The following is a 15,559-nucleotide window of genomic DNA, read 5'->3' as shown; positions in this document are numbered from 1 at the left end:
GTGATGTTGCCACACCGAGCATAGCCCGACGCGGCCGGGACGCCGATCGGGTATCGGGGTCACGGCCGCGTCGCGCCGGTGATGCCGGTAGCGCCGGACGCGGGAGACAGGGGACGGGGCGGCTACGGATCCACCGGCTCGGGGGCGTTCGCGCGGGCGGCGGCGCGGGCCCTGGTGCGTTCGTGGTCGGGGTTGAGGAACCAGTGGCGGGCCGAGGCCAGCCACCAGGTCGCGGCGAAGCCGAGGACGACCAGGACGGCGATCGGCGCGTAGTTGAAGGTCTCCCAGGTGACCGGGGAGACCTGCGGCAGCATGAACAGGATCGTGATGACGCCGACCCACGTCACCGCGACCACGCCGATCGCCCGGGACCAGCGGCCCAGGTGCCACGGTCCGCGCTCGAAGGCCTCGCCCTTGCGCAGGCGCAGCAGGGTCGGGATGACGTACGCGATGTACAGGCCGATGACGGCGATCGACGTCACCGCCGCGTACGCCGTGACGTTGATCAGGTAGGGCAGGCCGAGGACCAGCGCGGCCAGTGCCGCGAGCCAGACCGCCGCGACCGGCGTGCGGGTGCGCGGGTTGACCGTGTGCCAGACGTGGGAGAAGGGCAGCGCGCCGTCGCGGGAGAAGGCGTAGATCATGCGGCTGTTGGCGGTCACCGACGCCATCCCGCAGAAGAGCTGCGCTCCGATGACGACGAGGAGGAGCAGCTTTCCGGCGGTCGCGCCGAGGGCGTCGAGCAGGATCTGGGCGGGCGGCGCCCCCGTGGGGGACGTCAGGGCGCCCTCGTAGGACTGGATGGCGAAGGTGAAGCCCAGGAGGAGGACGAAGCCGGCGATCCAGGAGGTCCAGATGGCGCGGACGATGCCCTTCGGGCCGGCCGTGGACGCGTCGTGCGTCTCCTCGGTCATGTGGGCCGAGGCGTCGTAGCCGGTGAAGGTGTACTGGGCCATGAGGAGACCGATGAGGACGACGTAGACGCCGCTGCCCCAGCCGGTGTTGTTGACGAACTCGCCGAAGACGAAGGACGCCGACTGGTGCTGGTCGGGGGCGAAGGTCAGCGCGCCGACGATGACCGCGACGCCGACGACGTGCCACCAGACGCTGATGCTGTTGAGGAGGCCGACGATGCCGACGCCGAAGGTGTTCAGCAGGCCGTGCAGGATCAGGATGGCCGCGAAGAGGAGGATCGTGCGGCCCGGCGTGACCTCGAAGCCGAACTGGAGGTTCAGGTAGGCGCCCAGGAAGGACGCGGCGCCGAAGTCGATGCCGGCGGTCACCGCGACCTGGCCCAGCACGTTGAACCAGCCCGTGAACCACGCCCAGGCCGCCGCCGTACGGGGCGGTGCGAGGCGGTGCGCCCAGAAGTACAGGCCCGCCGAGGTCGGGTACGCCGAGCAGATCTCGGCCATGGCCAGGCCGACGAAGAGGGTCATCAGGCCGACGGCGACCCAGCCCCACGTGATGACGGCGGGGCCGCCCGTGTTCATGCCGAAGAGATAGAGGGTCAGGCAGCCCGAGAGGACCGAGATGATGGTGAAGGAGACCGCGTAGTTGGAGAACGCCGACATGCGGCGGGCCAGAACCTGGGTGTAGCCGAGCTGGGCCAGCCGTTCCTCGTCCGAGAGACCGCTCGCCTTGGCGTCATCTGTCATGCCCCCAGCAATTCCCTTGCGACGGGCGTGACATGCGTCACTCAGCGGCCTGAACAAAGCGCCTGAACAAAGCGAAGTGGCCTCCACCCGGTGGGGCGGAGGCCACTTCGCGTTCAGACGTTCAGGCGTTCAGACGTTCAGACGTCAGCCGTTGCGCTTCCAGCGCGGCTTGTCGTCGCGGCGGCCGAAGGAGGAACCGCGGTGGTCGTCACGACGGCCGTACGGGCGGTCGTGACCGCCGGAGCGGAAGCCGGGGCGGTCGCCCTGACGGTCGCGGTTGAACGGACGGTCGCTGCCGGGGCGGTCGCCCTGGCGGTCACGGTTGAACGGACGGTCGCTGCCGGGGCGGTCGCCCTGGCGGTCACGGTTGAACGGACGGTCGCTGCCACGGTGCCCACCACGGTCGCCGCGGTCGTCACGACGGTCGAAGGAGCGACCACCACGGTCGTCACGACGGTCGAACGAACGCCCACCACGGTCACCGCCACGGTCACCCCGGTCGTCACGGCGGAAGCCACCACGGTCGCCACCGCGGTCATCACGACGGTCGAAGGAACGGCCACCACGGTCGTCACGACGGTCGAACGAACGCCCACCACGGTCACCGCCACGGTCACCCCGGTCGTCACGGCGGAAGCCACCACGGTCGCCACCGCGGTCATCACGACGGTCGAAGGAGCGACCACCACGGTCGCCGCCACGGTCACCCCGGTCGTAGGAACGGTCGCCGCGGTCGGCGAAGCGGTCCCGGCCGCTGCCGCCGCCGCTCCGCTCGGCCTTCTCCACCTTCTCCACGTCCCGCGCGCCCGGCTGCTCGGGCAGCGAGACCTCGGCCTCCGCCGTCCCGGACGCGGCGGCGGCCACCTCGGCCAGCACCGTCTCCGGGTCCTCGCCGCGCTCCCGCGCGGCCCTGGCGACCAGCCGGTCGGCCTCCTCGCGCAGCTCGGTCGCGCGCCGCTGGGCACGCTCCAGCTCCTTGTTGAGCTGGGCGACCTCGCGCTCGGCCTGCTGCGCCGCGTTGCCCGCGGACTCGGCCTGGACCTCGGTCATCGACCGGGCCCCGGTGATCTCGGCGACCTCCGGCTCGAAGGCCGCGCCGCCCTGGATGATGTGGCGCGTGGCGTCGACGCCCGCGTCCTCCATCAGCCGGAAGATCTGGCGCCGCTGGTGCGGCAGGGAGAGGGAGACGACGGTGCCGGTACGGCCCGCGCGCGCCGTACGGCCGGCGCGGTGCAGGTAGTCCTTGTGGTCACCGGCCGGGTCGACGTTCAGGACCAGGTCGATGCCGTCGACGTGGATACCGCGCGCGGCGACGTCGGTGGCGACCAGGACGTTGACGTAACCGTCCTTGAAGTCGGCCAGGGTGCGGGTACGCGCGCCCTGGGTCATGCCGCCGTGCAGCGCGTCGGCCTTCACGCCCGAGTCGCTCAGCTGCTCGGCGACGCGGTCGGCGCCCAGCTGGGTGCGGACGAAGATGATGGTGCGGCCCTTGCGGGAGGCGATGGCCGCGGTGACCGGCGCCTTGTCCTTGGGCTTCACGACCAGGATGTGGTGCGACATGGTCGTCACGGCGCCCTGGGCGGCGTCGACCTCATGGCTGACCGGGTTGTTCAGGTACCGGTCGACGAGGGTCTTGATCTCGTTCTCCATGGTCGCGGAGAACAGCATCCGCTGACCGCCCGCGGGCACCTGGTCGAGGAGCTCGGTGACCTCGGGCATGAAGCCCAGGTCGGACATCTGGTCGGCCTCGTCGAGGACGGCGATCTCCACGTTCTCCAGGGAGCAGGCGCCGCGCTTGATGATGTCGCGCAGTCGGCCCGGGGTGGCGACGAGCACGTCGACGCCGCGCTCCAGGGCGTAGATCTGGTTGCCCATGGAGGTACCGCCGCAGACGACCTTCATCTTCAGCCCGAGGACGTCCCCGTACGGCTGGAGCGCGTCGGCCACCTGCATGGCCAGCTCGCGGGTCGGCGTCAGGATGACGGCGCGCGGCTTGTGCTTCTCGGTGCGGCCACCGGACAGCGTCGCCAGGGTCGGCAGACCGAAGGAGAGGGTCTTGCCGGAGCCGGTGCGGCCACGGCCGAGGATGTCCTTGCCCGCCAGCGCGTCCGGAATGGTCGCGGCCTGGATCGGGAAGGGGGTGGTCACGCCGTTCTGCGCGAGCTTGCGCACGACGCCCTCGGGGAGGCCGAGCTCGGCGAAGGTGACCTCGGGAGCGGCCTCGACGGCCTCGGTCCCGGCGTCTTCGACCGCCTCGGTGATCTCGGGGATGTCGGCGTTCTCGGGCACGACGACGTGATCAGTACTGATGATGGACATGCGAATGCGAAACCTTCCGGAGTCTCTCAGTCGGCACGCGCCCGTCAACTCCGTGAATCGCGATTCGCAATACGACCGCCTCAATGCGGTCCACCACGGCAAGGGAGAGAGTACGCGCCACACGGCGCGCTCTGCGGTGGCGCCGGGCAAATGGGATCAAACGATCTACCACCATACGCACCCCCCACCCCCGAAGGCAAACCGAGTAGCACATGCCCAGCTCAGCCGGGTTGTCACCCCACGCCCGAGCCCTCGCGCGACCCCGTCCGCCCTACGCCGGCGCCCCGGCCTCGGGAGCCGGCTCCCGCTGCGCCAGCTGCGTCCCCGGGGGCTCGTGCGCCGACGAGGACGGCTCCGCCACCGTCGGCTCCGGCGTCGGGGACGCGGGCGGCTCCGGCGGCGGCGTCGGCTCCGGCTCGGCCGTCCGGGTGGGCTCCGCGGGCGGCGTACGGGTGGGCGCGGGCTCGTCGTCCCCGCCCTTGGCCGGAGGGGCCCCGGTCGGGCGGGCGGGCGTCGGGGCCGAAGGGGTGGCGTCCTTCCCCTTCCCGCCCTCCTTCTCGCCCTTGCCCTTGCCGTCGCCCTTGCCCTTCTTCCCCTTGCCGCGCCCCCGGTCCTCGTCGGCCGCCGCGTCGTACCCGGCGTTCCCGCCCGACACCGCGGGGCCGCCCTCGGGTACCTCGCCGCCCCGCTCACCGGCGGAGTGCGACGGCTTGGCGCCCCCGCCGGACGCGTCGTCGCCGACGCTCATGCAGCCGGTGACAGCGGCGACGGCCACGACCGTGGCGGCCAGACGGACGGGAACGTACAAGGGGCGCACGGGCGGCCACCTCCGGGGGTCAAGGAGTCGCCGTGCCCAACTCCCGTCACCCACAAGAGGACACGCGCCACGGGTGGCGGACCTTGACCCGAGCGCGTCACCCGTACCCGAGGGCGTGCAGCCGCGCGTCGTCGATCCCGAAGTGGTGCGCGATCTCGTGGACCACCGTCACCTCCGTCTCCGCGACGACGTCCTCCCGCGTCTCGCAGAACCGCAGCGTCGGCCCCCGGTAGATGGTGATCCGGTCCGGCAGCACGCCCGCGTACCACTCCCCGCGTTCGGTCAGCGGCGTCCCCTCGTACAGCCCGAGCAGCTCGGGATCGTCCGTCGGCGGTTCGTCCTCGACGAACACCGCGACGTTGTCCATCAGCCGCGTCAGCTCCGGCGGGATCCGGTCCAGGGCTTCGGCGACCAGTTCCTCGAACTCCTCGCGCGTCATCTCCAGCACAGGCCCATTGTCGGGTACGACCGTGGCATACGACACAGCCTTCGGCGCCGACCGCCGACACAGCCGCCCCCGCATACCCGCACCGGGCCATGGGCATACGGGACCAATGGCCCGCGTTCCAGCCGCAGCCCTGCACGCCCTGGCCGAGGTGATGAAGCCCATCCGCAAGCGCATCCGCAACGCCCCGCGCGCCCTCATCCGCCGCCACCCAGCCCGCCGGACGTCCCCGGCGGTCGAACTCGCCCCCCGGTCGCGCCCCTGGACCCGCGCCGTCGGCCTCGTCGCCGTCGTCCTGCTCGGCGCCTGGCTGGGTCTGCTGGTCGTGGGCGACGTCCGCGTCCCGGTCGGCCCCATGAACACGACGATGACCCTGCGCCCGTCCGTCTCCGGCGGCACGAAGATCAACGTCTCACCGCTGGGCGCCCTCCAGCTCGACAGCCACGTCGCCCCCGTCCGCCTCGACGTCAACGTCGACCAGCTCGACCCCGACCGCGCCCAGGCACTCGTCGACCACCCCGAACGCCTCTCCGGCCTCCAGGACGAGGTCGCCCAGGACGTCGAACACGGCACCCTCGACCTCGCCGTCCGCTCCTGCGTCGCCGTCGTCACCGGCGCCACCGCCCTCGGCCTCGCCGTCTACCGCCGCCCCCGACGCGCCCTCGCGGCCGGCGGCCTCGCCCTCACCCTCCTGGTCGCCTCCGGCGGCACCGCGTACGCCACCTGGAACCCCGACTCGGTCCTGGAACCGAAGTTCTCCGGCCTGCTCTCCTCCGCGCCCTCCCTCGTCGGCAACGCGCGCAGCATCGTCACCGAGTTCGACGTCTACCAGAAGGAACTCGCCCGCCTGGTGACGAACGTGACCAAGCTCTACGACGTCACCTCCACGCTCCCCGCCTACCAGCCCGACCCGACCACGATCCGCGTCCTGCACGTGTCGGACATCCACCTGAACCCGGCGAGCTGGAAGATCATCGCCTCGCTGGTGGAGCAGTACAAGGTGAACGTGATCGTCGACAGCGGCGACACGATGGACCACGGCACCGCCGCCGAGAACGGCTTCCTCGACCCCATCGAGGACCTCGGCGCCCCCTACGTCTGGGTCCGCGGCAACCACGACTCCCGTGTCACCCAGGAGTATCTGCAGGGCCTCAAGAACGTGCACGTCCTGGACGACGGCCGGGCCCGGACCGTCGCGGGCCTGCGCTTCGCCGGCATCGGCGACCCGCAGTTCACCCCCGACCGCTCCAAGCCGGACGGCGCCGAGGCCTCCCAGGAACTGGCCGGCGCCCGCCTGGCCTCCGCCCTGCGCGACCAGAGCGCGGCCGGCACCCCCGTGGACATCGCCGTCGCCCACGAGCCGTCGGCGGCCCGGGAGGTCGACGGCGCGGTTCCGCTGGTCCTCGCCGGTCACGTCCACCACGAGGACATGGAGCTCATGAAGTACGGCACCCGCCTGCGCATCGAGGGCTCCACAGGCGGCAGCGGCCTGCGCGCGGTCGAGGGCAAGCACCCCGACCCGATCCAGGCTTCGATCCTCTACTTGGACCGGGACAGCCGACGCCTCCAGGCCTGGGACCAGATCAAGCTGGGCGGCCTGGGCCTGACGACGGCCGAGGTCAGCCGCCACCTCCCCAAGGAGAACCAGCCAGGCGCGACCCCGTCCCCGACGGGCACAAACCCCTCCTCTACCGGCACAAGCCCCTCCCCCCGGTGACCCGCCATTATTCGGTTTGGCCGCGCCTCGAAAGCCGTAGTACAGTCTCGTCGTGCCCAAGGGCAGCGGTCAGGGCTTGACCGTCCCGAACCCCGTCAGGGGCCAAGGAGAAGCGGAACCTTTCGAGGGAAAGCGGAGTCACATGCTTCTCACGTCTCCTCCTCGGAGGCGAAAGCGAAGCAAGCGGTAACGGCTTGTCGCCCTCATCGTCTAGCGGCCCAGGACGCCGCCCTTTCAAGGCGGTAGCACGGGTTCGAATCCCGTTGGGGGCACGCGGTACGGTGTGAGAGACTTGCTCCGGCAAGACGCACACGCCACTTGGTCCTGTGGAGCAGTTTGGAGTGCTCGCCACCCTGTCAAGGTGGAGGCCGCGGGTTCAAATCCCGTCAGGACCGCTGAGGTTTCACGTGAAACCTCGCGGCTGGGTAGCTCAGTTGGTACGAGCGATCGCCTGAAAAGCGATAGGTCGCCGGTTCGACCCCGGCCCCAGCCACATGCAACCCCCGTCGAGATCATCGACGGGGGTTTTGTGTTCCGCAGATGCTGCGCGGAAATCGTTCGCCACGAAATTCGTGGGGATGAGATCCTGGGATCCGTATGTCTACGCACCCCGCCCCCGCCCTCGGCACCCTCGCCCCCCGGCTGACCGAGCTGTCCCTGCGCGACGCGCACCGGCTCGGCCGCAGGCTCGAGGGTGCGCGGAAGATCCGTAAGCCGGAGGCCCGCGCCACCGTTCTCGCCGAGATCGAGGCGGAGGTGGCCAAGGCCGAGCAGCGCATCGGTGAGCGCCGGGCCCGTGTGCCCACCGTCAGCTACCCCGAGCAGCTGCCCGTCAGCCAGAAGAAGGACGTGATCGCGGAGGCCATCCGCGATCATCAGGTCGTCATCGTCGCCGGTGAGACGGGGTCCGGGAAGACCACCCAGATCCCGAAGATCTGTGTCGAGCTCGGCCGCGGTGTCCGCGGCATGATCGGGCACACCCAGCCGCGGCGGATCGCCGCCCGCACCGTCGCCGAGCGGGTGGCGGACGAGCTGGACACCCCGCTCGGTGAGGCCGTCGGCTGGAAGGTGCGGTTCACCGACCAGGTGAACCCGGAGGCCACGTTCATCAAGCTGATGACGGACGGCATCCTGCTCGCCGAGATCCAGACCGACCGCGAGCTGCGCGCCTACGACACGATCATCATCGACGAGGCACACGAGCGGTCCCTCAACATCGACTTCCTGCTGGGCTACCTCGCCCAGCTGCTGCCGAAACGGCCGGACCTCAAGGTCGTCATCACCTCGGCGACCATCGACCCCGAACGCTTCTCCCGGCACTTCGGCGACGCCCCGATCATCGAGGTCAGCGGGCGGACGTATCCGGTGGAGGTGCGGTACCGGCCGCTTCTCGAAGAGGACGGGGACGACGCCGACCGGGACCAGATCACCGCGATCACCGACGCCGTCGAGGAGCTGATGGGGGAAGGCAAGGGCGACATCCTCGTCTTCCTTTCCGGTGAGCGGGAGATCCGGGACACGGCCGACGCGCTGGAGAAGAAGAAGTACCCCCGCGCCGGAGGCGCTAGTTGGCACGGCACTGAGGTGCTGCCGTTGTACGCGCGGCTCTCGCACGCCGAGCAGCACCGCGTGTTCCAGCAGCACACGGGACGCAGGATCGTTCTGGCGACCAACGTCGCCGAGACCTCCCTCACCGTCCCCGGCATCAAGTACGTCATCGACCCCGGCTTCGCCCGCATCTCCCGGTACAGCCACCGCACCAAGGTCCAGCGGCTGCCCATCGAGCCGATCTCCCAGGCCAGCGCCAACCAGCGCAAGGGCCGCTGCGGACGCACCAGCGACGGCATCTGCGTCCGGCTCTACAGCGAGGACGACTTCGTCGCCCGGCCGGAGTTCACGGACGCCGAGATCCTCCGTACCAACCTCGCCTCCGTCATCCTGCAGATGACCGCGGCCGGCCTCGGCGACATCGAGAAGTTCCCCTTCATCGATCCGCCGGACCACCGCAACATCCGCGACGGTGTGCAGCTCCTCCAGGAGCTGGGCGCACTCGACCCCGCGCAGAAGGACGTACGCAAGCGGCTGACCGACACCGGCCGCAAGCTGGCCCAGCTGCCCGTGGACCCGCGGCTGGCGCGGATGGTGCTGGAGGCCGACAAGAACGGCTGTGTCCGCGAGGTCATGGTCATAGCGGCGGCGCTGTCCATCCAGGACCCGCGGGAACGCCCGGCGGAGAAGCAGGCGCAGGCGGACCAGCAGCACGCCCGCTTCAAGGACGAGACCAGCGACTTCCTGGCCTTCCTGAACCTCTGGCGGTACGTCCGCGAGCAGCAGAAGGAGCGGGGTTCGTCGTCCTTCCGCCGGATGTGCAAGCAGGAGTTCCTCAACTTCCTGCGGATCCGCGAGTGGCAGGACATCTACACGCAGCTCCGTACGGTCGCCAAGCAGATGGGCCTCCATCTCAACGACGAGGACAACGCCGCCCCCGACGACCGCGTGCACGTGTCGCTGCTGGCCGGGCTGCTCTCCCACGTCGGCATGAAGGACGTGAAGACGGCCGGGGGGGAGGGCGGGAAGAACACAGCGAAGAACGAGTACCTGGGCGCGCGCAGCGCCAAGTTCGCGATCTTCCCGGGCTCGGCGCTCTTCAAGAAGCCCCCGCGTTTCGTGATGTCCGCCGAGCTGGTGGAGACCTCCCGGCTCTGGGCCCGCGTCAACGCGAAGATCGAGCCCGAGTGGGTGGAGCCGCTCGCCGGGCATCTCCTCAAGCGCACCTACAGCGAGCCGCACTGGGAGAAGGACCAGGCGGCCGTGATGGCGTACGAGAAGGTCACGCTGTACGGCGTGCCGATCGTGGCGCAGCGCAAGGTGAACTACGGGCGGATCGATCCGGAGGTCAGCCGCGAGCTGTTCATCCGCAACGCCCTGGTCGAGGGCGACTGGCGTACGCACCACAAGTTCTTCGCGGACAACCGCCGGCTGCTGACCGAGGTCGAGGAGTTGGAGCACCGCGCGCGGCGCCGGGACATCCTGGTCGACGACGAGACGCTGTTCGACTTCTACGACCAGCGGGTGCCCGAACACGCCGTGTCGGGTGCGCATTTCGACTCGTGGTGGAAGCACAAGCGGCACGAGCAGCCCGACTTCCTCGACTTCGAGCGCGAGATGCTCATCAACGAGAAGGCGGGTGCGGTCACCAAGGACGACTACCCGGACTCCTGGCGGCAGGGGCCGCTGAAGTTCCGGGTGACGTACCAGTTCGAGCCGGGCGCGGACGCCGACGGCGTGACCGTGCACGTTCCGCTCCAGGTGCTCAACCAGGTCACGGACGAGGGCTTCGACTGGCAGATCCCGGGCCTGCGGGAGCAGGTCGTCATGGAGCTGATCCGGTCCCTGCCCAAGCCGATCCGCCGCCACTACGTACCGGCGCCGAACTACGCGCAGGCGTTCCTGGACCGGGCCGTGCCGCTCCAGGAGTCGCTGACGGTGACCATGGCGCGGGAACTGAAGCGCATGGTGGGGGTGCCGTTCGACGCGGAGGACTTCGACTGGTCGAGGGTCCCCGACCACCTGAAGATCACTTTCCGGATCGTCGACGAGCGGCGCCGCAAGCTGGCCGAGGACAAGGACCTGGAAGCCCTGAAGCTCCGGTTGAGGCCGAAGGCGCGCAAGGCCCTCTCCCAGGCCGCCGCGGCCACGGCGGAGCGCAGCGGCGGCGAGTCCCTGGAGCGGGCCGGCCTGACGGACTGGTCGATCGGCACGCTGTCCCGGGTCTTCGAGACGCGTCGGGCGGGTCAGCCGGTGAAGGCGTATCCGGCGCTGGTCGACGACGGACCGAAGGCGAACACCGTCTCCGTGCGTCTCTTCGACACCGAGGCGGAGCAGGCGCAGGCGATGTGGAAGGGCACGCGTCGGCTGATCCTGCGCAACATCCCGGTCAGCCCCGCGAAGTTCGCGTCCGAGAAGCTGACCAACCAGCAGAAGCTGAACTTGTCCGCGAATCCGCACGGTTCGATCCAGGCCCTGTTCGACGACTGCGCGACGGCGGCGGCGGACAAGCTGATCGCGGACTTCGGCGGGCCGGCGTGGGACGAGGAGTCGTACCGCAAGCTCTACGACAAGGTCCGCGCGGAGATCGTCGACACGACCGTCCGTACGGTGGGGCAGGTGCAGCAGGTGCTGGCGGCGTGGCAGGCCTGTGAGCGCCGTCTGAAGGCCGTGCGGAGCCCCGCGCTGCTGGCGAACCTCCAGGACGTGCGGGCGCAGCTGGACGCGCTGGTGAAGCCCGGGTTCGTCACGGAGGCCGGGATCAGGCGGTTGCCGGACCTGATGCGCTACCTGGTCGCCGCGGACCGGCGTCTGCAGCAGATGCCGACCGGCGTCCAGCGGGACACGTCCCGGATGGAGAAGGTCCACGAGATGCGCGACGAGTACGCGTGGCTGCTGGAGCAGATGCCGCAGGGGCGGCCGGTTCCGCAGCAGGTCCTGGACGTCCGCTGGATGATCGAGGAGCTGCGGGTCAGCTATTTCGCGCACGCGCTGGGCACGGCGTACCCCGTCTCCGACAAGCGGATCGTGAAGGCGATCGACGCGCTCGCGCCGTAGCGGATCCATAGCGGATTCCGTGACGAGGTGCGCACGGAGGGTGAGTTCGCCCTAGGGGCTCGCCCTCCTGTAGAGTCTCTTCTCGCAGCGCAAGGGCGAGAAAAGCGCAGCAAAACCTGGTCCTGTGGAGCAGTTTGGAGTGCTCGCCACCCTGTCAAGGTGGAGGCCGCGGGTTCAAATCCCGTCAGGACCGCAGTAAAGAGGCCCGCACCTATTGGTGCGGGCCTCTTCTCTTGTGTGCGGGCCTCTTCGCGCTCTCCCACTCGTAGCGCCCCGCCCCCTCACCCCCAGAAGGCCCTCAGCGCCCCTCTCGCGGCCTTGACGGCGTCACATTCGCTCGGTACTCCAAAGGACAGGGCACGTTCTCCGTGCGACCCCCGGAGGTGGCGTATGGCGGCATCGGTCAGGCACGAGACGCGGGCCCTTCTCCGCGCGCATCTGTCGGCCGCTTCGTCGTACCGCCATCTGACGCGCCACTGTCCGATCTGTCACCGGCTGCTGCGCCTGGCGTTGGACTCGCCCGCCACGCAGTCTCCGACGGGCCGTCAAGAGGGCGTCGAGGATGGGAGCGCGTCCACCGCGTGATCCCCGTCGGTCCCAACGCCCTTGCCACGCAGACCTACTGGAGCCCACGCCTCCACTAGCGCACATCCGCCGGAGCCAACAAGCGTCGCGCCGTGTGACGGGTGTCACCGCATGAGTTTTTGAAACCGTGGCACTTACGGCTCCCCTACAAGTAGTCAATTTAATATGTGCAATTGCACTACCTCCCAGGGCGTGCGCACAGCCGATCCGACACCCCTCCCCAGACTCCGACAAGCCCGCTCACAGAGCCGGCCGGCAGGCCCTCACCAGGCACAGGACCGGACACAAAAAAGATCGCGCTGGACCCGGCGGAGTCCAGCGCGATCAACGACGCACCCCTGTTGGGGCAGGAACGACGTCGTGTGGAGCTGTGGTTCCGAGCGCCTCGGCGGGTTGGGGGACCTGCCGTTTTGCCCGGTTATTCAGTTGTTCAGGCCTCGCTGCGCTGCTGCGGAATGCCCGCGAGCAGAGCGCGGACCTCGGCTTCGCGGTAGCGGCGATGCCCGCCGAGCGTGCGGATCGACGTGAGCTTGCCGGCCTTCGCCCAGCGCGTGACCGTCTTCGGGTCGACGCGGAACATGGTGGCGACCTCAGCCGGGGTCAGCAGCGGCTCGGCATCAGGGGTGCGAGCGGTCATGAGCGGCCTCCTCGGGAGAACCGAACCTTCTCGGTTCTTTCCTTTAAATTCTGCACCTTGACCCGCGTTGCCCGAAATGGCGGACACGGGTCGAGTCGGTTATAGGACGAACGGCTTGTCCTCGGCACTACAACTACACCATCCGTCCAGCCGCGTCGGCCAAACCGATGGAATTGCCCTCCCAGGTGTTCATCAGCGACGGAAGCCGATGGACCATGCCATAGCGGACAGTCACGCCACTGTGACGATCAGTCACAGGGCGATCAGGGGTCACCAGACCTGTCATCAGACCCCCCAAAGCGTGCAATGCGGAGATTCCGCCCACAGTGCATCACAGCAGGACGGAAGGAGCCCTCCCCGGACTCCTTGTCCTATTTTGGCATGAGGAGGGGGAAGCGGCGCAAGAGTGATGTACGTGCGGTCCGTCACGCTTGACGCATACGCCCGGATCGGGACCTACGTCCCTTGTTGACAGAACATCAGCCCACACCGGGCACGTGTCGGATCGGAAGACGAAACCCCACATCGGGCGGTACGTCAAACGTCAGTTCGCCGACCGCCGGTCCCGGACCGCCCGCCAGCGCTCCACCAGCCGCCCGTACGCGGCCCCCGCCGTGGCCCCGTCGCCCTCGCGCAGCGCCTCGATGCCCTCGGCCACGTCCGCCGCGGAGTGGTCGTCCTCCAACTCACCGGCCGGCAGGGCGTGCACGAGCCCCCCGTAGTCCAGCTCCACCAGTGAACGCGGGTGGAACTCCTCCAGCCAGCGCCCCACGTCCACCAGGCCGTCGATGAGCGGCCCCTCGTCCATGGCCTCCTTCAGGGCCCGCAGGCCCCGGGCCACCCGTCGGCGGGCCTGCACCATCGGCGTCCGGTAGCGCAGCACCGGTGCGGCCGCCCCTTCGCCGTCGCCGCCCTTGTCGTACTCCCGCTCCGCGTCGGAGACCAGCACGAACCAGTTGATCGGCACCTGCCAGGTCGCGGTGCGGATCCAGGGGCGGGCGTCCGGGTTGCGCTCCAGCCAGCGCTCGTAGTCCTGCGTGGTCTCACGGCGTACGACCGGCGGGAGCAGGGCGTCCAGCACCGGTTCCGGGAAGTCCTCGGCCAGTTCGCCGAGCGCCCGCCAGCCGCGCAGCCGGGTCCGCCAGGGGCAGACGCAGACCACGCCGTCGACCTCGGTCACGAAGGCGTCGGCGCTCTCGTGCACCGGTACCGCCACGGGCGGGGTGGGCAGCAGGTCGGCCAGGGAACGGCGGAGCTCGTCCTGGTAGGAGGGCAGGTCGGTGCGGCGGGCGTAGCGGGTCCAGTGGGCGCGCTCGTCCTCGGGGAACGCGGCCAGCGGCTCGTACACACGCAGGTACGCCGCGTAGGGGACGATCACCGAGGACACCTTGGGCACGCCTGCTCCCTCCCCCGCGCACCGCCCCGAAAACCTGCCGGAGCCGATCACAAACGCACGGGAATCTCTGCAAATCGTCGCACGCCCGTACTCCGTGCGGAGGTGATCCTGAGCACTGTGCGGCGGGCGGGCACCGGCAGGCTCTAATCTCATGCCAAAGTCCCCGCCACCCGCACGGGGACCGTCTCCACCCGCCGCACCTACACAGGAGTCACCACCGTGACCGACGTAACCGGCGCACCTGCTGATGTACTGCACACCCTGTTCCACTCGGAGCAGGGGGGTCATGAGCAAGTCGTGCTCTGCCAGGACCGTGCCAGCGGCCTGAAGGCCGTCATCGCCATCCACTCCACCGCCCTGGGCCCCGCGCTCGGCGGTACGCGCTTCTACCCGTACGCGAGCGAGGCGGACGCCGTCGCCGACGCGCTGAACCTCGCGCGCGGGATGTCGTACAAGAACGCCATGGCCGGCCTCGAGCACGGCGGTGGCAAGGCCGTGATCATCGGCGACCCGGGGCAGATCAAGTCCGAGGAGCTGCTCCTCGCCTACGGCCGGTTCGTCGCCTCGCTCGGTGGCCGGTACGTCACCGCGTGCGACGTCGGTACGTACGTCGCCGACATGGACGTCGTGGCACGCGAGTGCCGCTGGACGACCGGCCGCTCCCCCGAGAACGGCGGCGCCGGCGACTCCTCCGTGCTCACCGCCTTCGGCGTCTACCAGGGCATGCGCGCCTCCGCCCAGCACCTGTGGGGCGACCCGACACTGCGCGCCAGGCGCATCGGCGTCGCCGGCATCGGCAAGGTCGGCCACCACCTGGTCGACCACCTCGTGGCGGAGGGCGCCGAGGTCTTCGTGACGGACGTGCGCGAGGACGCCGTACGGCGCGTCACCGAGCGCCACCGTGACGTGCTGGCCGTCCGGGACACCGAGGAACTGATCCGCGTCGAGGGCCTGGACATCTACGCCCCCTGCGCGCTGGGCGGCGCGCTGAACGACGACACCGTGCCGGTGCTGACCGCCGAGGTGGTGTGCGGCGCGGCCAACAACCAGCTCGCGCACCCGGGTGTGGAGAAGGACCTCGCCGACCGCGGCATCCTCTACGCGCCGGACTACGTGGTGAACGCCGGCGGCGTCATCCAGGTCGCCGACGAGCTGCACGGCTTCGACTTCGACCGGTGCAAGGCGAAGGCCGCGAGGATCTACGACACCACGCTGGCCATATTCGCACGTGCGAAGGACGACGGTATTCCGCCGGCCGCGGCGGCCGACCGGATCGCCGAGCAGCGGATGGCGGAGGCACGTACCCGGCGGTGATCGCGCGGTGCACCCGCAGTGATCACGCACTGGTCGGGGCGGGGTCTTCGCGGGTTTGACCGGTAC

The 15,559-nt window shown here is 69.9% G+C and carries 10 protein-coding genes and 4 tRNA genes; 8 read left to right on the top strand and 6 right to left on the bottom strand.

The features are described 5' to 3' along the window. Positions 1-122: 122 nt before the first annotated feature. From ACFCZF_RS25455 to ACFCZF_RS25440, 4 genes are all read right to left on the bottom strand, one after another. A complete protein-coding gene (locus ACFCZF_RS25455; RefSeq protein ID WP_375918856.1) occupies positions 123-1,658 on the bottom strand; it encodes an amino acid permease in 1,536 nt (511 codons plus the stop codon). A 144-nt stretch (positions 1,659-1,802) separates the two neighbouring features. Next, the gene (locus ACFCZF_RS25450) at positions 1,803-3,977 is read right to left on the bottom strand and encodes a DEAD/DEAH box helicase (RefSeq protein WP_376673615.1); all 2,175 of its coding nucleotides are present in this window, start codon (positions 3,975-3,977) and stop codon (positions 1,803-1,805) included. A 271-nt stretch (positions 3,978-4,248) separates the two neighbouring features. Next, entirely contained in the window at positions 4,249-4,794 is a 546-nt protein-coding gene (locus ACFCZF_RS25445; protein WP_376673614.1) for a hypothetical protein, read from the bottom strand. A 97-nt stretch (positions 4,795-4,891) separates the two neighbouring features. After that, positions 4,892-5,242, bottom strand: coding sequence for a metallopeptidase family protein (locus ACFCZF_RS25440; protein WP_189869689.1), 351 nt, complete (start codon positions 5,240-5,242; stop codon positions 4,892-4,894). A gap of 106 nt (positions 5,243-5,348) precedes the next feature. Between ACFCZF_RS25440 and ACFCZF_RS25435 the strand changes: the two genes are divergently transcribed. The 7 genes from ACFCZF_RS25435 to ACFCZF_RS25405 all read left to right on the top strand — a co-directional run bounded on the left by ACFCZF_RS25435 (position 5,349) and on the right by ACFCZF_RS25405 (position 12,146). Continuing rightward, positions 5,349-6,956 (top strand): metallophosphoesterase, encoded by a 1,608-nt coding sequence (locus ACFCZF_RS25435; protein WP_376673613.1) that lies wholly within the window; start codon positions 5,349-5,351, stop codon positions 6,954-6,956. Between the two features lie 199 nt (positions 6,957-7,155). Next, positions 7,156-7,228: transfer RNA gene (locus ACFCZF_RS25430), tRNA-Glu, on the top strand. Between the two features lie 48 nt (positions 7,229-7,276). Beyond that, a tRNA-Asp gene (locus ACFCZF_RS25425) sits at positions 7,277-7,351 on the top strand. 24 nt (positions 7,352-7,375) lie between these two features. Continuing rightward, positions 7,376-7,449 (top strand) — tRNA-Phe (locus ACFCZF_RS25420). A 104-nt stretch (positions 7,450-7,553) separates the two neighbouring features. Next, positions 7,554-11,561, top strand: a complete 4,008-nt coding sequence (gene hrpA / locus ACFCZF_RS25415; protein WP_376673612.1) for an ATP-dependent RNA helicase HrpA — start codon at positions 7,554-7,556, stop codon at positions 11,559-11,561. 118 nt (positions 11,562-11,679) lie between these two features. Next, positions 11,680-11,754, top strand: a tRNA-Asp gene (locus tag ACFCZF_RS25410). A gap of 197 nt (positions 11,755-11,951) precedes the next feature. Then, complete coding sequence (locus ACFCZF_RS25405) at positions 11,952-12,146, top strand: DUF6274 family protein (RefSeq protein WP_375918841.1); 195 nt, start codon at positions 11,952-11,954, stop codon at positions 12,144-12,146. Positions 12,147-12,576: 430 nt separating this feature from the next. Here ACFCZF_RS25405 and bldC read toward each other — a convergent pair whose 3' ends face one another. Both bldC and ACFCZF_RS25395 read right to left on the bottom strand, forming a co-directional pair. Continuing rightward, complete coding sequence (bldC, locus tag ACFCZF_RS25400) at positions 12,577-12,783, bottom strand: developmental transcriptional regulator BldC (RefSeq protein ID WP_003949541.1); 207 nt, start codon at positions 12,781-12,783, stop codon at positions 12,577-12,579. Positions 12,784-13,327: 544 nt separating this feature from the next. After that, positions 13,328-14,179, bottom strand: a complete 852-nt coding sequence (locus ACFCZF_RS25395) for a hypothetical protein (RefSeq protein ID WP_376673611.1) — start codon at positions 14,177-14,179, stop codon at positions 13,328-13,330. A 219-nt stretch (positions 14,180-14,398) separates the two neighbouring features. Between ACFCZF_RS25395 and ACFCZF_RS25390 the strand changes: the two genes are divergently transcribed. After that, positions 14,399-15,493: a Leu/Phe/Val dehydrogenase gene (locus tag ACFCZF_RS25390; protein ID WP_376673610.1), complete on the top strand. Its 1,095-nt coding sequence runs from the start codon at positions 14,399-14,401 to the stop codon at positions 15,491-15,493. Positions 15,494-15,559 lie beyond the last annotated feature (66 nt).

This window comes from Streptomyces sp. NPDC056296 (assembly GCF_042268605.1).
Classification (GTDB): Bacteria; Actinomycetota; Actinomycetes; order Streptomycetales; family Streptomycetaceae; genus Streptomyces.
The sequence above is the reverse complement of the archived record's forward strand: the minus strand, read 5'-3'. Positions and strand labels throughout refer to the sequence as shown.